The following is a 16,783-nucleotide window of genomic DNA, read 5'->3' on the forward strand; positions in this document are numbered from 1 at the left end:
GGCGATCGGTCGGCGGCCGGGGACGATCGCGCGATTTGCGATCTTTGGCAGCGAAATGCCAAGGATGCCGGGAGTGTCGCCGGACCGCCAGGCGGGGCCACCAGTCAGTGACCGGTCACACGTCTCAGACCTTGCGGTAGCGGGACTGGGCGAAGCAGTAGACACCGAACGCCGCGAAGCCGGCCGCCACCAGGCAGAGCAGCAGCGTGCCGAACGCCTGCTCCCGCAGCGTGTGCAGCGCCGCGTCCAGGCCCCGGGCCCGCTCGGGTGCGTACTGCACAGCGGCGACGACCACCAGCACCCCGGCGGTGCCGTACGCGACACCCTTGGCGACGTATCCGACCATACCCAGCCGGCAGATCACCCGGCGTGCCTTCGCACTCATCTGCCCGGTCCGCAGGTGCTTGGTGAAGCGCTGGGTGATCCCGTTGACCGCCATGCCGATCCCGATGCCGACCAGCACCACACCGGCGGCACCGACGAGCCACCGGCCACCCGGCTCGGCCATCACCCGTGCGCTCATCGCCTGCTGCTGCCCGGCGGTGTCCGCGTTGGCGTCCCGGAACACCTGCACGGCGGTCCAGGCGAAGGAGAGATAGACCGCCGTACGCCCGGCGGAGAGCACCCGCTCGACGACCCGGTCGCGGCCCTGCTCCGCGCGGTGCCCGACCGCGGCCTCGATCCCCTGCCAGAGCGCCATCGCGGCCAGCCCCACCGCGACCGCGATCAGCAGCACGGTGCCCAACGGCTGCTGGGCGAGCGTCCGCAGGGCACCGGACTGGTCGCCGTCGGCAGCGGAGCGTCCGAAGGCGATCTGCAGTGCGAGCCAGGCCACCAGCAGGTGGACGACTCCGTATCCAATGAATCCGACTCTGGCCAGCGTCTCCAGCCAGCGGCTCTCGCCAACCTGGTGGGCGGTGCGTCGGGCGTCGCGGGTGTTCGGCATGGCCGCTTCAATGACCGGTACCGACCACCGTCAAACCTGCGGGTCGGCGACCGCACCGGCCCGCAGGAGATCGTCAGGTCACTGCCGGGCGACCCGGACCACCACCTGGGAGTCGGTGACCTGCTCCAGGGTGACGGCCATCCCGCCGACCTCGGTCGCCTGCTGACCCGTGGTCAGGGTCACCTGCTCGCCGGCCACCTCGACGGTCACCCGGTCGCCCTCGGCTCCGATCAGCTTGGCCTCGATGCCGAGGAAACTGGCGCTGGCCTCGACGCCCCGGTCGAAGGTCACCGTGCAGGCGTCCAGCCCGCAGTCGGTGCTGGCACCCTCGGAGCTGCAGCCGGCGAGCACCGCGGCACCGAGCATCAGCCCGGCGAACGAGGCCGCGAGCCGACCGGCCCGGCGACGGCCAGCTGTCGGGACGGCCAGGGCGGACCGGGTCGGGTCGGTCATGGCGGCCGGGTCGGCGGTGGCGGTGGGCAGGCCGGCGGCGGCCGGCGGCAGGGGGGCGTTCGTCACAGCTCCCAGGGTACCGGGACAAGGCGAAGCAATCGGCGCGTCGGACGCGCAACGGGCCGGATAGGCTCGACGGGCGACGACCGGCCGGCGCAGGTGTCGGCCGGCCCGTGGTCGATGACGTCGACGGCCGTCCACCGGCCAAGGAGGTGCCTGACGTTGACCGTGCTGGTGCAGGACGACCCCGCACGCCACCGGTTCGAGATCCTGATCGACGACGCGCTGGCCGGGTTCGCGGCGTACCGGCTCACGCCGGGGACGGTGACCGTGACGCACACCGAGATCGACCCCGCCCATCGCGGCAAGGGCGCCGGCGACGCGCTCGCCCACGGGATGCTCAGCCAGATCCGCGAACGGGATGAACAGGTGGTGCCGCAGTGCCCGTTCATCGCCGCCTACATCGACCGGCATCCGGAGTTCGCGTCGCTGGTCGCCGGTGACTGACCGGCCCCGCTCCCGGCCGCTGCGGGCGGTGGCGGCGCTGGCCGCCGTGGCGGTACTGACCGCGGCGGTGATCGCGGTCGGCGGCCGGCTCGGCTGGTTCAGCGACCCGACGATATCCGGCGCGCCCGAGGCACCCGCCGAGGTGGAGGTGGTCGCGAGCGGTCTGGCCGCGCCGTGGGACCTGGCGTTCCTGCCGGACGGCAGCGCACTGGTCACCGAACGGGACAGCACCCGGCTACTCGTCGTCGATCAGCAGGGCACCGTCCGGGAGCTCACCCGGATCAGCGACGCCGTCGCCGGCGGCGAGGGCGGGCTGCTCGGGGTCGCGGTCTCCGCGCGGCACGCCGACGACCGCTGGGTGTACCTCTACTACACGACCGCGACCGACAACCGGATCGTCCGGCTGCGGCTGGCCGCCGACGGTACGGCCGGCGCGCCGGAGCCGGTCCTCACCGGAATCCCCCGGGCGGCGACACACAACGGCGGGCGACTCGCCTTCGGACCCGACGGGATGCTGTACGCCGGAACCGGGGACGCCGGGCAGCGGGGTGCCGCCCAGGATCCGGCCAGCCTGGCCGGCAAGATCCTACGGATCGCCCCGGACGGCACGCCACCACCGGACAATCCGTTCCCCGACTCACCGGTGTTCAGCCTCGGCCACCGCAACGTCCAGGGGTTGGACTGGGGTACGGACGGCCAGCTGTACGCCAGCGAGTTCGGCCAGAACCGCCACGACGAGCTGAACCTGATCACTCCCGGCGGCAACTACGGCTGGCCGGACGCCGAGGGTGTCGCCGAGTTGGCGCAGTTCGTCGACCCGGTCGCGACCTGGTCGCCCCGGGACGCCTCACCCAGCGGCCTGGCGTTCCACCAGGGCAAGCTCTGGCTGGCCTGCCTACGCGGCCAACGGCTGTACCGGGTGAACCCGGACGGCACCGGCGCCGAGACGCTGCTGCGCGGCGACTACGGCCGGCTGCGGCACGCCGCCGTCGCGCCCGACGGCACCCTGTGGGTGTTGACGTCCAACCGGGACGGCCGGGGTGATCCGGACGCCGACGACGACCGGATCCTGCGGGTCACCGGCTGACCACCGGCCGGGTCACCGGCTGACCACCGCCGGCGGTCGACAGACCGTCGCGGCCTCGCCGGCCGACCAGCAGCTCGGCGGCGGCCTCGGCGTTGGCCCGGCTCGCCCCGTAGGTGGCCAGGTGGGTGCCGCCGACGACCCGTACCGGCACGCCCATCTCGACGACGACAGCGTCGGGGCGCACCGCCAGCGCCTGCTCGACCGCCGTTGCCATCCACTGGTGGCGGTGCAGGTCCCGGACGACCAGGACGACGGTACGGTCGCGGGCCGCGGCAAGGACCGCAGCCAGCCGGGCCGTCGGGTCGCCGGCTGTTGGCAGGCCGCCGGTTGTGGGCGTGTCGAGGTCGGCGGCCGTCAGCCGTACGGTGACCGTGTCGGGGCGCAGCGCGGTCATCGCCGGGCCGAGTCCCCACGGGGTCTGCGTACCGGAGGCGATGTTGTGCGGGGGCGCGAACTCGACCACGTGGGCGGGCCGGGTCAGCGGCAGCGGCGTCGCGGTCCGCAGCCGCAGGGCCCGGCGGGCGGCGACCAGCCCGACCCCGGCACCGTCCGGTGCGCCGCCGGCGGTCGGCACGGCGCTGTCGACGGTCGGCACGCCGGGCGGCCGAAGGGTCCAATCGGCCAGCCGGGCGATCCGTTCACTCGCCTCGGCCAGCCGGCACACCGGCAGCACTCCGGTCACGACCGCGTCGACGATCGCGTCGCGCAGCAGCCGGACCGTCGCCTCGTCGGAGTGTTCCCCTCCGACGCAGACCGCGTCGACCCCGGCGGCGAGCGCCCGTACGGTGGCCCCGCCGAGGCCGTAGCGGCCGGTCACGGCCCGCATCTCGATGCCGTCGGTGATCACCGCGCCGGTGAAGCCGAGCTCCCCCCGGAGCAGGTCGACCAGGACGGGACGGCTCAGCGTGGCCGGGTACCCCGGGTCGATCGCCGGCACCGACAGGTGGCCGGTCATCACCGTGGCGGTGCCCGCCGCGATCGCCGCCCGGAACGGGGCGAGTTCGACGGCGTCCAACCGGACCCGGTCGGCGTCGATGCGGGGCAGGTCCAGATGCGAGTCGACGCTGGTGTCGCCGTGCCCTGGGAAGTGTTTGGCGCAGGCGGCGACCCCGGCGGACTGCAGGCCACGGATCCACGCGGCGGTGTGCCGGGCGACCAGGTCGGGGTCGTCGCCGAAGGCCCGGACGCCGATCACCGGGTTGTCCGGGTTGGAGTTGACGTCGGCGACCGGGGCGTAGTTGAGCGTGATCCCGGCCCCGGCCAGTTCCCGGCCGAGGTCCCGGGCCACCCGCTCGGTCAGCGCCGGGTCGTCCACCGCGCCGAGCGCCAGGTTGCCGGGCCGGGAGCTGCCGGTGCCGGATTCGAGCCGGGTCACGTCGCCGGCCTCCTCGTCGATGGCGACCAGCAGGTCAGGTCGTTCGGCCCGCAACGCCGAGGTGAGGGCGGCGACCTGCGCGGCGTCGCGCACGTTGCGGTCGAACAGCACCACCGCGCCGAGCCCGTCGGCGGTCCAGCGCCGCACCCAGTCCGGCACGCTGGTGCCGACGAAGCCGGGTTGCAGTACGGCGGCCGCCATCCGCCGCAGACTGGGACTGGAGTCGACCATGCGGCGTGGACCCTTTCGCGACGGTGGGAGCAGCCATGGTCACACCCGGCGATCAGTTCAGTCAATAAACCTTCCTATTAATCGGGACCCACCACGGCACCGCCCGCCCGGCAGCCATCGACCACGACCTGTCGCCGACCGGGCACGATGTGGCACAGTGCGGAGATGGCACCGATCGTCTCGTTCGCCGCCGAGCAGACCAGTTGGCACGACATACCGGGCGTACAGGTGGTCGGCGCGGTCCTGGGCATCCTGCTGCTGATCGCCGCCCTACGGGCGATGTTCCGGTGACCGCCGCACCAGCCGTTTGATCGGCGTACCCGCCGGGTAACCACGGCTTCCGATGAAGCTGCCCCTGCATTCACCCCGCCTACGACGCACGGCCCGCCAGCGGTTCGGCTGGTCCGCGCTGCGTCCCGGACAACTCGGCGCGATGCGCGCGTTGCTCAAGGGACGTGACGCCCTCGTCGTACTCCCCACCGGTGCCGGCAAGTCCGCCGTCTACCAGGTGCCGGCCACCATGCTGGCCGGCCCGACGGTGGTGATCTCCCCGCTGCTGGCGTTGCAGCAGGACCAGATCACCGCGCTCAACGACCGGGGCCAGCCCGACCTGCGGGCGGTCCGGATCAGCTCCGCCGAGACACCGGCCCAGCAACAGGCCGCCCTCGACGAGATCCGCACCGGCCGGGCCCGGTTCCTGTTCACCACCCCTGAGCAGCTCTGCGACCCGCAGCGGCTGGCCGAGGTCCGCCAATTGCGCCCCGGCCTGGTCGCCGTCGACGAGGCGCACTGCATCTCCGCCTGGGGCCACGACTTCCGACCCGACTACCTGTCGATCGGACACCTGGTCCGCGAGCTGGGTCGACCCCCGATCGTCGCGCTCACCGCCACGGCCTCGCCGCCGGTGCGTGAGGACATCGTGCACCGTCTCGGGCTGACCGATCCGCACCTGGTGGTGGCCGGGCTCGACCGGCCCAACCTGTTCCTGGAGGTCGCCCACTGCCCGACCGAGGACTACCGCTGGCGCCGGCTGCTCGCGCTGCTCGACGCCGAAACGCCGCCCGGCATCGTCTACGTGCCGACCCGGCGGGCGGCGGAGGAACTGGCCGCCCGGCTCGACGACGCCGGTCACCCGGCCCGCTGCTACCACGGCGGGATGGCCGCCGGTGCCCGGGAGCGGCTGCACGAGGAGTTCCTCGACGGGCAGGTTCCGGTGATGGTGGCGACGTCCGCGTTCGGCATGGGCATCGACAAACCGGACGTACGGTGGGTGGCGCACACCGCGCTGCCCGACTCCCCCGACAGCTACCTGCAGGAGATCGGCCGGGGCGGCCGCGACGGCGCCCCGGCGCGGGCGCTGTTGCTGTGGCGGGCCGAGGACGTCGGGCTGCAGCGCTACTTCACCACCAGCCCGCCGGAGCACGACGACCTGCGCGACCTGGCCGCGTTGCTGGACGCCGACGGCGCCACCCGCAGCCAACTGCGGGCCCGCTGCGGGCTGGGGGCCCGCAAACTGGGGCAGCTGCTGGCACTGCTGGAGGAGGTGGGGGCCGCCCGCGCCGTCGCCGGCGGCCGGTTCGTCCGCCCGCCGTACGCGCCACTGCCCGACCGGGCCGCCGGTGACGCGGTCGCGGCGGCGACCCGCCGCCAGGCGGTCCAGCGGACCCGAACCGACATGATGCGGGCGTTCGCCGAGGCGAACGGCTGCCGCAGCCAGGCGTTGCTGGCCTACTTCGGCGAGCACATGCGCGACGTCTGCGGGCACTGTGACAGCTGCCACGCCGGCACCAGCACCGCCGACGACGGTGCCAGTGGCCCGTTCCCGGTACACAGTATGGTGCGACACGCCGACTGGGGAGCCGGCATGGTCCTCGGCTACGAGCAGGACCGGATGACGGTGCTCTTCGACGGTGTCGGATACAAGACGTTGTCCGTACCGGTGGTCAGCGAGCAGGGTCTGCTGGCCGCCGAGTCACACTGAGGATCATCGACCGCCGGACACCGATGCGGCGGTCGGACGTGAGAGGGGCATGAGCGTGACGGACCTGCCGGTGTACACCGAGCTCGGATTCTCCGACGAGGAGTGGGGCCTGCTGGTCGGGCTGCCGCAGGCGGTGCTGACCGCGGCCAGCGCCGCCGAGTCCGACGGCGGGCGACGCACCCGGGCGGAGAGCGCCGCCGGGCTGGAGGCCATCGGCGCCGGCCGGGAGTCGGCCAGCCCGCTGGTCAGCGCCGTCGCCGGCGAACTGGTCAGCCGGGTCGGCGACCCCGAGACCGGGGAGGAACTGCCGGTGCCGGAGCCGGCCGACCCGCAGGCGCTGATCGCCGACGTACTCGACCGGGCCGGTCAGGCCGCCCGGTTGCTCACCGCACGGGTCGACGACGGCGAGGCCGGCGCCTACAAGCACTGGCTGGTCGGCATCGCCGAACAGGTCGTCGGTGCCGCCGCCACCGGCGGTCTGCTGGGCATCGGCGGGGAGACGGTGACCGAGTCGGAGCGGCGGTTCCGCGACCGGCTCGCCCAGGTGCTCACCGACTGAGACCACGGCTCCCGGTGCCGCCGAGGTTGACCCCCGGCAGTACGGTCTGGGATCGCGGGCCGGTCGCGGCTCGATGGACACCCCTTTCCTGGGAGCATCATGGAGCTTCTGACCAGCCCCGAGCTGTGGATCGCGTTCGCGACCCTGCTGCTGCTCGAGATCGTGCTGGGCATCGACAACATCGTGTTCATCTCGATCCTCGCCGGGCGGCTTCCCGAGCATCAGCAGGCGCGGGCGCGCACCATCGGCATTTCCCTGGCCCTGATCACCCGGTTGCTGCTACTGGCCTCGCTGTCCTGGGTGATCGGGCTGACCGCGCCGCTGTTCACCGTCGTCGGCCAGGAGATCTCCGGCCGCGACCTGATCCTGCTGCTCGGCGGCCTGTTCCTGCTGGTGAAGGCGACGTACGAGATCCACGAGCATCTGGAGGGCGCCGACCACAGCGGCGGCCGCAAGACCGCCTCGTTCGCCGGGGTGATCGTCCAGATCCTGATCCTGGACGTGGTCTTCTCGCTCGACTCGGTGATCACCGCAGTCGGCATGGTCAACGAGTTGACCATCATGGTCGCCGCCGTGATCATCGCGATGATCATCATGCTGGTGTCGGCCGGCACGGTCAGCGCGTTCGTCAACCGACACCCGACGGTCAAGATGCTGGCCCTGTCGTTCCTGCTGCTGATCGGCGGCAGCCTCATCGCCGAAGGGCTCGGCCAGCACATCCCCAAGGGCTACGTCTACGGGCCGATCGCGTTCTCGATCTTCGTGGAGTTCCTCAACCTGCGGCTGCGCTCGCGCCAGTCCAAGGGCGGTGCCGCCCCGGTCAGCCTGCATCCGACCTTCGTCAAGGAGCCGTCGGCGGCGGCCACGCCGGGCGGCGGCACCACCTCACCGTAGCGGCAGGAGTCGCCGTACCGCCTGCTCGGCGGCATCGCGGGTGGGCTCGCCGGCACCGAGGCGGGCCACCCGGCCGCGGTGGAACATCTCGACCACCCGTGGATCCACGTAGGAGGCACGGGCCACCGTGGGGGTGTTGCCGAGCAGGTCGGCGACCTCGCGCATCACCCCGGCCACCGCCCGGCGCCGGGCCGCCGTCGACCGGGGTGCTCCGAGCGCGGCCAGCCGGGTCGCGGCCAGCACCGTCGCGTGCCAGGTACGGAAGTCCTTCGCGGTCATCTCGGTGCCGCTGACCCGCCGCAGATAGTCATTGATCTCGTCGCTGTGCACCTCCCGCCAGCGCCGCCCGTCCCAGTAGCAGAACAGCCGCTGATCGCCGCGTCGACGGCGGCGCAGTGCGCGCAGCACCGCGCACACCTGCGGATCGTCGATCCGTCGCTGCTGGGCCAGGCCGCCCTTGGCCGGGAACTGCAGCACCACGCACCCCCGGCCGGAGCGGGCGTGGCTGCCCCGCAGCGTCGCCACTCCGAACGTCGGATCGTCGCCGGCGGCGTACTGGTCGCTGCCGATGCGGAACATGCCCAGGTCGAGCAGCCGCACCAGCGCCGCCAGCACCCGTTCCCGGCGCAGGCCACGACCGCGCAGATCCACCGCGACCCGGCGGCGCAGCCGGGGCAGCCGGTCGGCCACCCGCCGTACGTGGTGGAACTTCGCGGTGTCCCGACGCAGGCGCCACTGCGGGTGGTAGACGTACTGCCGGCGGCCGGCGGCGTCGAATCCGACGGCCTGGATGTGCCCGTTGGCGTCCGGGCAGATCCACACGTCCCGCCACGCGGGTGGGATCGCCAGGGCCCGGATCCGGGCCAACTCCTGCCGGTCGCTGACCGCCCGCCCGTCGCCGTCCAGGTACATGACGCCCCGACCCCGTCGGCGACGCCGGTAACCGGCGGCCGTGAGGTCGCTACGCCGCAGCCGCATCGCGGGTCACCCGGTCCACCGCCGCCAGCACCTCGTCGACACAGATCGCCGCCATCGCGGGGTGCGGGCCGCCGGACCGGCCCGGCTCCCCGACACCCGGCTCCCCGGCACCCGGCTCCTCGGTGCCCGGCTCCTCGGTGCCCGGCTCCTCGGTGCCGGCCGACAGGTGCGGGTACTGCAGCACCCGGTGCCGGTGGCGGTCGATCGTCGGCCCCCAGCGTGCCGGTGACGTGGGGCCGAACAGCAGCACCGAGGGCACCCCGAACGCGGTCGCCAGATGCCCCGCACCGGTGTCCGCCGCCACGACCAGGCGGGCGTGCGACAGCAACGCCGCGAACCGGGACAGCTCCAGCCGACCGGCGTGCACCGCCGTCGCGGGCAGTCCCGCCCCGGCGGCCACCACCTCGGCCAGCGGCCGTTCCCGGGCCGACCCGGTAACCACCACCCGGTGTCCGGCCGCCGTGAGCCGCCGGGCCACCTCGGCGAACCGGTCCGCGGGCCAACGCCGGCGGGCCGAGGCGGCACCGGGGTGCACCACCGTGACCCCGACCGCGACCCGGTCCGGTGGGGGGCGACGCAGCCGCAGATCCGTCGGGTCGCAGGCGACGCCGTACCAGTCGAGCAGGCGGCACCAGCGGGTCACCTCGTGCTCGTCGTCGTGCCACGGTGGTCCATCGTCGTGGCCGGCCGGCGGGCTGGCGTACGCCCACAGCCGTCCGGGTCGCAGCGTCCGCAGCAGCCGGTGCGACTGCGGGCCCTTCCCGTGCAGATTGACCGCCAGGTCCGGCGGCGGGGCCACCGCGGGCAGCGGGGCCAGCCCGTCGACCGGCAGCAGCCGGTCGACGGCACCGGTCAGCTCGGCCAACGGCGCCAGGACGGCGGGCGCGGCGAGGGCGACCGGCAGCGCCGGATGGGCGGCGCGCAGACCGCGCAGCGCCGGTACGGCCGTGGCCAGGTCGCCGATGCCGAGCGCCCGGAGCACGACGATCACGGGTAGGACGATTCCCGGTCGGCGCAGACGACCAGCTCGCGTACCGCACAGCCGGCCGGCTGCCGGATCGCGAACAGCACCGCGGCCGCCACGGCGGCGGGGTCGTTGAGGGCGGCGTCGGCCCCCGGTCGGTACTGCGCGTCACGGTCGTCGAAGAACGCGGTCCGCATCCCGCCGGGCACCAGCAGGGTGACGCCGACGGTGCCGGCCAGTTCGGCGGCGAGCGCCCGGGTGAAGCCGACCACCCCGAACTTGGCCGCGCAGTACGCGGTCGCGTCACTGACCGCCTTCACGCCGAGCGTCGAGGCGACCGTGACGACGGATCCGCGCGCCTCGGTCAGCCAGGGCAACGCGGCCCGGACCACGGCGGCGGTGGCGAGCAGGTCCACCGCGACGATCCGTTCCCACACGTCGCCGGGCAGCGCGTCCAGCCGGCCCGGGACGTCCATGCCGGCGGCGGTGACCACCGCGTCGAGCCCGCCCAGCTGTTCGGCGAGCTGGCGGGTGGCCGACTCGGCCGCCCGCGTGTCGGCCAGATCGCAGTCGACCCACGGCACGCCGTCGGCCGGTGGTCGCCGGTCGATGACGCAGGGCCGGTAGCCGTTGGCGGCCACCAGTTCGACGACGGCCGCGCCGAGGCCGCTCGCACCGCCGGTGACCAGCACCGCAGGACCGGTGACGGGGTTCGTCACGCCAGCTCCTTCCGTCGTTGCGGATCCCGATCACGCGCTGTCGCGATCATGCTGGTGGTGGACCGACCGTCGAGGTACGGCACGACCGCCGTCTGCCCGCCCCACCGCCGTAGCAGTCCGGCCTCCGGCAGGTCCGGCTCGCCGGTGCCGTCGCCGGCGTAGTCGCCGCCCTTGACCCAGACGTCGGGCCGCAGCCAGCTCAGCACCGCGTGCGGGGTGTCCTCGTCGAACACCACGACCGCGTCGACACAGGCCAACGCGGCCAGCAGCCGGACCCGGTCGCGTTCGGGGACCACCGGGCGGTCCGGGCCCTTGAGCCGGGCCACGCTGGCGTCGGAGTTGACGCACACGATCAGGCAGTCGCCCATCTGCCGGGCCGCCTGCAGCGCCGAGACGTGCCCGGCGTGCAGCAGGTCGAAGCAGCCGCCGCTGGCCACCACCGTCCCACCGGCGGCCCGTACCTCGGCGGCGAGCGCCCCGGCCGCCGCCGGGCCGATCCGGTCCGGTGCCGCGACGGCCTCCACCACCACCGGCGGTACGCCGGCCCCGGCCCGCTGCGCGTCGGCCGGTGCCCCGGTCACCGCCAGCAGCCGGCGCACCCCGGCGGCACCACCGTCGGCGACGTACCGCGACGCCTGCCGGACGGCGACCTGGACCGCCTCGGAGACCACCGCTCCGTCGGCGAGCGCGATCGCCGCCGCGGTGGCGAACCGGTCCCCCGCGCCGCAGGTGTCCCCGTCGGCGCTGGCCGGGGCCGGCACCACCAGGGGCACACTGCCGGCGTGGCACAGCAACGCCCCGTCGCCGCCCATCGTGACCGCGACCGCCCCGGCCCGCCACCGTAGCCGCAACTCCTCGGCGCAGCCGGCCGCCGTCGCGACCCGGGTGTCCCCGGCCGGCTGCCCGGTCAACTGGCGTACCTCGGTCTCGTTGGGGGTGACCAGGCGGACGCCGGGCACCGCCGCCGGACCCCGGGGATGCGGATCCCAGACCACCGGCGCCGAGGTGGCGGCGAGCACTGTCCGCAACGCCGGCAGCCGGGCCACCCCTCGGCCGTAGTCGCTGACCACCACGGCGGCGGCGCTGGCGAACAGTTCCCCGGTGGCCGGCGACAGATCGCCCCGTACGGTGCCGGTGCCGCCCCGGTCCAGCCGCAGCAGCACCTGGCCCCGGGTCCGCAGCCGGATCTTCTCCACCGTGGCCCCACCCAGCGGCAGCGGATGCAGGTCGACCCCGGCGGTGGTGAGCAGCGCCGCCAACCGGGCGCCGGCGACGTCGTCGGCGAACGCACTGACCAGCACCACGGGCCGGCCCTGGCCGGCGGCGAGCACAGCGGCCAGCCCGGCGCCGCCGGGCCGGTCGGTGACGTGGCGTTCGTCGAGCACCGGGGCGGCGGCGTCCGGACAGACCCGGGTGACCGCACCGTCGATGTCGCGGTCGAGCAACGTGTCGCCGACCACGACGATCGGGGCGGTGGTCATGGGCGGCCGCCGTGGGAGTCGACGACGGGCAGCCCGGAGACGGTCGCCCCACCGGGCGCGGAGCCGGCGGCACCCACCCGGTCGGCGGTGCCCGCCCCGGCGGCGGCACCCATCGCGTCGACCAGGCCGAGGACGGCGGGCAGGGTCTGGTCCACGTACTCGCACAGCAGGTGGGCGGTGACCAGGTGCAGTTCCTGCACCACCTGCGGATCCGCCGCCGGCACCGCCAGCACCTCCGGGCAGATGTCGGCGAGCGGGTTCGGCACCGGGCCGGTGCAGGCCCAGCAGCGCAGCCCGGCCTCGCGACCGGCGTGGGCGGCGGCGAGCAGGTTGCCGCTGCGGCCGCTGGTCGACAGCAGCAGCAGGATGTCACCCGGGCGGCCGTGGGCGCGGACCTGGCGGGCGAAGACCTCGTCGAAGCCGAAGTCGTTGCTGATCGCGGTGAGCGAGGAGGTCTCGGCGGTGAGTGCGATCGCCGACAGCGGCGTCCGGTCGGCGCGCAGCTTGCCGACCAGTTCGGCGGCGAGGTGCTGGGCCTCGGCGGCGCTGCCGCCGTTGCCGGCCACCAGCAGCCGGCCGCCGTGGCCCAGGGTCCAGGCCAGCTCCGACCCCCAGCGACCCAGCCGCGACGCCACCTCCCGGTACGGCAGCAGCGCCTCGGCCAGTCCGGCGAGGTGGCTGTCGATCAGCGAGTGCGGGTCGTTCATCCGGCCACCACCTGGCTCGGCTGGCTCGGCTGACGCACCCCGCTGACCGTGGCGTAGATCGCGGTCAACTGGTCGGCGGCCCGCTGCCACGAGTAGCACTGGCGGGCCCGGTCCAGCGCGGCCGTCGCGTACGCGAACCGGCGGACCCGGTCGGCGAGCAGCCGGCGCAGCGCCATCCCGAGCGCCTTCGGATCCCGCGGCGGAACGAGGTCGCCGGTGAGGCCGTCGACGACCGTGTCGGTCAGCCCGCCCACGGCGGTGCCGATCACCGGTACGCCGCACGCCATCGCCTCCAGCGGGGTCAGCCCGAACGGCTCGTACCAGGGGGCGGCGACCAGCACGTCTGCCGACCGGTACCACTGTGGCATCTCCTCGCGGGGCACCGCGCCGACGAGCCGTACCCGGTCGCCGACACCGCAGGACTCGGCGAGTTGGCGCAACTGGCGGGCCTGCGGGTCGACGTCGAGCGCGGAGCCTGGTGGGCCGCCGACGACGACGCATTCGGCGTCCGGCACGAGCTGCATGGCCCGTACGACGTCCTGAAAGCCCTTGCGGGCGACCAGCCGGCCGACGGTCAGCACCCGGTGCCGGTCGGGGTCGCGCCCGGCCACTGGCCCGTCGGGCGAGAAGGTGTGTTCGTTGACCCCGGACGGCACGACCGACAGTCGGCCCCGGGGTACCCCCATCCGGATCAGTTCGGCCACCTCGTCCTGGGACTGGGCGATGACCCGGTCGACGCTGCGGCCGAGCGCGCGCTCGTAGCCGATGCGACGCGGCGGGCTGGTGTCCATCGCACCCTGGTGGCGCCGCTTGACGGTGCCCAGCGCGTGGTAGGTCTGCACCACCGGCACCCCGGTCGACCGGCCGGCGTCGACCGCCGCCAGTCCGCTCATCCAGAAGTGCGCGTGCGCGACCGTCGGGGTCCAGTCGCCGCTCCACTGGCCGACCAGCCATCGGCTGAACTGCGCCATGTACGGCAGCAGTTCGTCCTTGGCGATGTGCGCGGCGGGACCGGCGGGGACGTGTACCACCGTCACGCCGTTGTCCATCCGGACCAGTTCCGGCAGGTCGTCGGCGTCCCGCCGGGTGTAGACCCGCACCTCGTGCCCGTCGGCGGCGAGCGCGGTGGACAACTCGGCGACGTGGGTGTTCTGGCCGCCGGCGTCCACCCCGCCCAGCGCGGCGAGCGGGCTGGCATGCTCCGAGATCATCGCGATGCGCATAGCGCCTCCTCCAGCAGCTCGTCCCAGTCCGCGAGGAACCGGTCCAGTCCGTATCGGTCCTGCGCCACACGTCGCGCGCCGTCGCCGAGCCGGCGGGCGGCGTCCGGCTCGTCGAGCAGCCACCGGGCGGCGTCGAGGAGGGTCTGCATCCTCGTGGTCGACACTCCGGCCGACGGCGGCACCGCGGCGACCGCCTCGGTGGTGCCGAGCACGATCACCGGCATACCCATCGCCATCGCCTCGATCAGGCTCAGGCCCAGCGACGTCCACCGGCACAGATGCAGGTACGCCCGCCGCCGGGCGACCTCGGCGTGCATCCGGGCCTGCGGCGGATCGTCGTGGACGGTGACCCGCCCGGCCACCGCCGCGCCGAGCGCCTCGGGAAGGCCGGCGACACCCATGCCGTACACGTCGAGCGGCGCCACCCGGGCGAAGCGCGGCATCAGGTCGGTGCCGGTGACCCGGCCCCGGCGGACCGGCTCGTTGGTGACCACCGCGAACCGTTCCAGTTCGCCGCTGTAGCGGGCCGTCGGTGCCACGATGCCGTGCTCGATCACCCGGGTACGGGTGCCACCGGTGTCCCAGAACAGGTCGTTGAAGTGGGTCACGTGCACCACGGTGAGGTCGTCACGGTCGGCCATCGGGTGCCGGGTCGCCGGCACGTCGCCCTTGGGGGTGTTGTGTTCGACGTAGACGGCCGGGACGTCGCGGCCGACGGTACGGCCGAGCCAACTGGTGGCCAGTTCCCACTCCTCGGGCCGTTGCAGGACCACCAGGTCGACGTCGGCGGCGGCGAGCTGACCGGGGCGGATCTCGACGACGCTGTCCGGCCACGGGTAGGTCCGGGCCCGGCCCAGCCCGTACGGCCCCCGGTCCGGGGTGACCGGGACCAGGTAGTGGTGCTTGCCGTGGACGAACGCGGTGGTCCACGAGCCGTGGACGTGCCAGAGGAGGATGTTCATCCGACCGTCCCGTTGATCAGTCGGACCGCGTCGACGACGCTGTCGGCGGAGACGGTCGACAGGCAGGGGTGCCCGGGGACCGGGCAGCGGGCGGCCCGGGTGTTGCGGCAGCCGGCCACCGGGTCGCCGAGGCGCACCCAGGGCACCCGGTACGGCCCCCACTGGCCGAACGGCACGGTCGGGGCGAAGAGGCTGACCACCGGGGTACCGACGGCGGCGGCCAGGTGGGCCGGCCCGGTGTTGCCGACGACCACCGCGTCGGCTCCGGCGAGGATAGCGGCCAGCCGGGCCAGCGAGGTCTGCCCGCCCAGGTCGATGCCGGTACGCCCGGCGACCGTGGTGCTCAGCGAGCGTTCGCCGGGGCCACCGGTGACGACGACCCGGTGGCCGGCGGAGTGCAGCGCGTCGACGAACTCCGCGCAGCGCTCGGGTGGGCAGGCCCGGGACTCGACGGACGAGCCGGGGTGCACCACGACGTACCCCCCTGGTGGAGCGCCGGTCGCCGCGGCGTCGGTCGTCCCGTCCGGCGCGTCCGCCAGGGCCGCAGGCGGGGCCGGCCGCAGGCATCCGGGTCGCAGCCGCAGCACCGGTTCGTCGTCGCCGGGCAGGGCGAAGCCGGCGGCGGCGGCGAGCGACAGGGCACGTTCCGGTTCGGGCAGTCCGGGCGGCACCCGGTGGCGCACGTCCAGCAGGGACCCGGGGTAGTCGTCGCTGATCGCCGCGACGCGTGGCACCCCGGCCATCCGTAGCAGCAGGGCCAGCGGAAGCGGTGACTGGTGGAACGAGGTGAACACGATCGCCTCGTCGGCACCGACACCGGCCAGCCGGTCGGTGAGCCGGTGCAGGGCGGCCGGGTCGACCGGGGCGGGGTCCGGGTCGATCCACGGCAGCGGCCACTCGATCAGCTCGGCGACGCCCGGCAGCAGTTCGGCGGCGGCGCGGCCCCGGGGGCCACAGAGCATCACGACCTCGTCGGCGCTGGCCGCGACGGCGCGGATCGCCGGACCGGTGACCAGGACGTCACCGACCGAGTCGGACCGGACGACCAGCACCCGGCGGCGGCGGGTGCCGTCGGCAGCCGCGCTGATCCGGTGCCGGCGCAGGATGAGGTCGACGGCGCCGGGCAGGTCGCCGGCGACCGCCGGGGCGGCCGCCACCTCCGCCGGCAGGGTCTGCTCGGTGGGGACCAGGACGCCGGTGGCGCCGGCGGCACCGGCAGCGACCATGTCCCGGCCGATGTCGCCGACCACGACGCAGCGGCGGGCGACGGTGCCCAGGGCGGCGGCCGCCGCGTGGACCATGCCGGGGGCCGGTTTGCGGCACCGGCAGCTGTCGGCGTCGTCGTGCGGGCAGACCTGCCAGGTGTCGAACGGGCCCAGCAGCTGCTCGACGCGGGCGTGCACCCGCTGCAGGTCCTCGGTGGTGAACCTGCCCCGGGCCAGGCCGGACTGGTTCGTCACGACGCCGAGCCGCAGTCCGGCGGCGCGCAGCCGGTCCAGCGCGGCGCGGGCGCCCGGCACCGGGCGTACCCGGTCCGGGTCGCCGTTGTACGGCACGTCGTGCACGAGCGTCCCGTCACGGTCGAACAGCACCGCGTCGAACAGCCCGCGGCTGCGGCTGGTCCGTTCGCTTCGCACGCCGGTCGGGTTCCCGGGGGCGCGGCGAGTAAACATCCTTCACCTTCGTCCGGTCCGCACCATTTGGGGCTCGCGCGGA

The 16,783-nt window shown here is 74.4% G+C and carries 17 protein-coding genes; 6 read left to right on the forward strand and 11 right to left on the reverse strand.

Annotated elements, in window-relative coordinates:
- Nucleotides 1–124: 124 nt before the first annotated feature.
- Both O7608_RS23405 and O7608_RS23410 read right to left on the reverse strand, forming a co-directional pair.
- Complete coding sequence (locus O7608_RS23405; protein WP_289206631.1) at nucleotides 125–946, reverse strand: DUF1206 domain-containing protein; 822 nt, start codon at nucleotides 944–946, stop codon at nucleotides 125–127.
- A 78-nt stretch (nucleotides 947–1,024) separates the two neighbouring features.
- Complete coding sequence (locus O7608_RS23410) at nucleotides 1,025–1,399, reverse strand: hypothetical protein (protein ID WP_289211006.1); 375 nt, start codon at nucleotides 1,397–1,399, stop codon at nucleotides 1,025–1,027.
- A 228-nt stretch (nucleotides 1,400–1,627) separates the two neighbouring features.
- Between O7608_RS23410 and O7608_RS23415 the strand changes: the two genes are divergently transcribed.
- Nucleotides 1,628–1,906, forward strand: a complete 279-nt coding sequence (locus O7608_RS23415; protein WP_289211007.1) for a GNAT family N-acetyltransferase — start codon at nucleotides 1,628–1,630, stop codon at nucleotides 1,904–1,906.
- On the forward strand, nucleotides 1,899–2,993 hold the full coding sequence (locus O7608_RS23420) for a PQQ-dependent sugar dehydrogenase (RefSeq protein ID WP_289206632.1): 1,095 nt from the start codon (nucleotides 1,899–1,901) through the stop codon (nucleotides 2,991–2,993). The genes O7608_RS23415 and O7608_RS23420 overlap by 8 nt, the downstream gene beginning before the upstream one ends.
- On the opposite strand, the gene O7608_RS23425 is transcribed toward O7608_RS23420, so the two are convergent.
- On the reverse strand, nucleotides 2,983–4,599 hold the full coding sequence (locus O7608_RS23425) for a glycoside hydrolase family 3 protein (RefSeq protein ID WP_289206633.1): 1,617 nt from the start codon (nucleotides 4,597–4,599) through the stop codon (nucleotides 2,983–2,985). The two genes, O7608_RS23420 and O7608_RS23425, sit on opposite strands and share 11 nt — an antisense overlap.
- Nucleotides 4,600–4,764: 165 nt before the next feature.
- Between O7608_RS23425 and O7608_RS23430 the strand changes: the two genes are divergently transcribed.
- The 4 genes from O7608_RS23430 (at nucleotide 4,765) to O7608_RS23445 (ending at nucleotide 8,033) form a co-directional block, all read left to right on the forward strand.
- Complete coding sequence (locus O7608_RS23430; protein ID WP_289206634.1) at nucleotides 4,765–4,890, forward strand: hypothetical protein; 126 nt, start codon at nucleotides 4,765–4,767, stop codon at nucleotides 4,888–4,890.
- A gap of 52 nt (nucleotides 4,891–4,942) precedes the next feature.
- On the forward strand, nucleotides 4,943–6,580 hold the full coding sequence (locus tag O7608_RS23435) for a RecQ family ATP-dependent DNA helicase (RefSeq protein WP_289206635.1): 1,638 nt from the start codon (nucleotides 4,943–4,945) through the stop codon (nucleotides 6,578–6,580).
- 49 nt (nucleotides 6,581–6,629) lie between these two features.
- The gene (locus O7608_RS23440) at nucleotides 6,630–7,139 is read left to right on the forward strand and encodes a hypothetical protein (RefSeq protein WP_421356980.1); all 510 of its coding nucleotides are present in this window, start codon (nucleotides 6,630–6,632) and stop codon (nucleotides 7,137–7,139) included.
- A 99-nt stretch (nucleotides 7,140–7,238) separates the two neighbouring features.
- Nucleotides 7,239–8,033, forward strand: coding sequence for a TerC family protein (locus O7608_RS23445; protein WP_289206636.1), 795 nt, complete (start codon nucleotides 7,239–7,241; stop codon nucleotides 8,031–8,033).
- Here O7608_RS23445 and O7608_RS23450 read toward each other — a convergent pair.
- The 8 genes from O7608_RS23450 to O7608_RS23485 are packed head-to-tail and all read right to left on the reverse strand — an operon-like array spanning nucleotide 8,025 to nucleotide 16,740.
- Nucleotides 8,025–9,011, reverse strand: a complete 987-nt coding sequence (locus O7608_RS23450) for a DNA topoisomerase IB (protein ID WP_289206637.1) — start codon at nucleotides 9,009–9,011, stop codon at nucleotides 8,025–8,027. The genes O7608_RS23445 and O7608_RS23450 overlap by 9 nt on opposite strands.
- Nucleotides 8,995–10,002, reverse strand: coding sequence for a glycosyltransferase family 9 protein (locus tag O7608_RS23455; protein ID WP_289206638.1), 1,008 nt, complete (start codon nucleotides 10,000–10,002; stop codon nucleotides 8,995–8,997). The genes O7608_RS23450 and O7608_RS23455 overlap by 17 nt, the downstream gene beginning before the upstream one ends.
- On the reverse strand, nucleotides 9,999–10,694 hold the full coding sequence (locus O7608_RS23460; RefSeq protein WP_289206639.1) for an SDR family oxidoreductase: 696 nt from the start codon (nucleotides 10,692–10,694) through the stop codon (nucleotides 9,999–10,001). The genes O7608_RS23455 and O7608_RS23460 overlap by 4 nt, the downstream gene beginning before the upstream one ends.
- Nucleotides 10,691–12,175 (reverse strand): PfkB family carbohydrate kinase, encoded by a 1,485-nt coding sequence (locus tag O7608_RS23465; RefSeq protein WP_289206640.1) that lies wholly within the window; start codon nucleotides 12,173–12,175, stop codon nucleotides 10,691–10,693. Before O7608_RS23465 ends, O7608_RS23460 begins: the two co-directional genes overlap by 4 nt.
- Entirely contained in the window at nucleotides 12,172–12,882 is a 711-nt protein-coding gene (locus O7608_RS23470) for a D-sedoheptulose-7-phosphate isomerase (protein WP_289206641.1), read from the reverse strand. Before O7608_RS23470 ends, O7608_RS23465 begins: the two co-directional genes overlap by 4 nt.
- Nucleotides 12,879–14,105 (reverse strand): glycosyltransferase, encoded by a 1,227-nt coding sequence (locus O7608_RS23475; RefSeq protein ID WP_289206642.1) that lies wholly within the window; start codon nucleotides 14,103–14,105, stop codon nucleotides 12,879–12,881. The genes O7608_RS23470 and O7608_RS23475 overlap by 4 nt, the downstream gene beginning before the upstream one ends.
- A complete protein-coding gene (locus O7608_RS23480) occupies nucleotides 14,090–15,067 on the reverse strand; it encodes a glycosyltransferase (RefSeq protein WP_289206643.1) in 978 nt (325 codons plus the stop codon). The genes O7608_RS23475 and O7608_RS23480 overlap by 16 nt, the downstream gene beginning before the upstream one ends.
- Nucleotides 15,064–16,740 (reverse strand): HAD-IIIA family hydrolase, encoded by a 1,677-nt coding sequence (locus O7608_RS23485; protein WP_421356982.1) that lies wholly within the window; start codon nucleotides 16,738–16,740, stop codon nucleotides 15,064–15,066. Before O7608_RS23485 ends, O7608_RS23480 begins: the two co-directional genes overlap by 4 nt.
- Nucleotides 16,741–16,783 lie beyond the last annotated feature (43 nt).

The sequence above is a fragment of the Solwaraspora sp. WMMA2056 genome (assembly GCF_030345095.1).
GTDB lineage: Bacteria > Actinomycetota > Actinomycetes > Mycobacteriales > Micromonosporaceae > Micromonospora_E.

What these genes read in the sequence shown, in the direction of transcription:
- O7608_RS23465 (WP_289206640.1), bottom strand. Translation starts at nt 12,175, where the DNA reads ATGACCACCGCCCCGATCGTCGTGGTCGGCGACACGTTGCTCGACCGC.
- O7608_RS23405 (WP_289206631.1), bottom strand. Translation starts at nt 946, where the DNA reads ATGCCGAACACCCGCGACGCCCGACGCACCGCCCACCAGGTTGGCGAG.
- O7608_RS23425 (WP_289206633.1), bottom strand. Translation starts at nt 4,599, where the DNA reads ATGGTCGACTCCAGTCCCAGTCTGCGGCGGATGGCGGCCGCCGTACTG.
- O7608_RS23480 (WP_289206643.1), bottom strand. Translation starts at nt 15,067, where the DNA reads ATGAACATCCTCCTCTGGCACGTCCACGGCTCGTGGACCACCGCGTTC.
- O7608_RS23475 (WP_289206642.1), bottom strand. Translation starts at nt 14,105, where the DNA reads ATGCGCATCGCGATGATCTCGGAGCATGCCAGCCCGCTCGCCGCGCTG.
- O7608_RS23470 (WP_289206641.1), bottom strand. Translation starts at nt 12,882, where the DNA reads ATGAACGACCCGCACTCGCTGATCGACAGCCACCTCGCCGGACTGGCC.
- O7608_RS23450 (WP_289206637.1), bottom strand. Translation starts at nt 9,011, where the DNA reads ATGCGGCTGCGGCGTAGCGACCTCACGGCCGCCGGTTACCGGCGTCGC.
- O7608_RS23485 (WP_421356982.1), bottom strand. Translation starts at nt 16,740, where the DNA reads ATGTTTACTCGCCGCGCCCCCGGGAACCCGACCGGCGTGCGAAGCGAA.
- O7608_RS23410 (WP_289211006.1), bottom strand. Translation starts at nt 1,399, where the DNA reads ATGACCGACCCGACCCGGTCCGCCCTGGCCGTCCCGACAGCTGGCCGT.
- O7608_RS23430 (WP_289206634.1), top strand. Translation starts at nt 4,765, where the DNA reads ATGGCACCGATCGTCTCGTTCGCCGCCGAGCAGACCAGTTGGCACGAC.
- O7608_RS23440 (WP_421356980.1), top strand. Translation starts at nt 6,630, where the DNA reads ATGAGCGTGACGGACCTGCCGGTGTACACCGAGCTCGGATTCTCCGAC.
- O7608_RS23445 (WP_289206636.1), top strand. Translation starts at nt 7,239, where the DNA reads ATGGAGCTTCTGACCAGCCCCGAGCTGTGGATCGCGTTCGCGACCCTG.
- O7608_RS23435 (WP_289206635.1), top strand. Translation starts at nt 4,943, where the DNA reads ATGAAGCTGCCCCTGCATTCACCCCGCCTACGACGCACGGCCCGCCAG.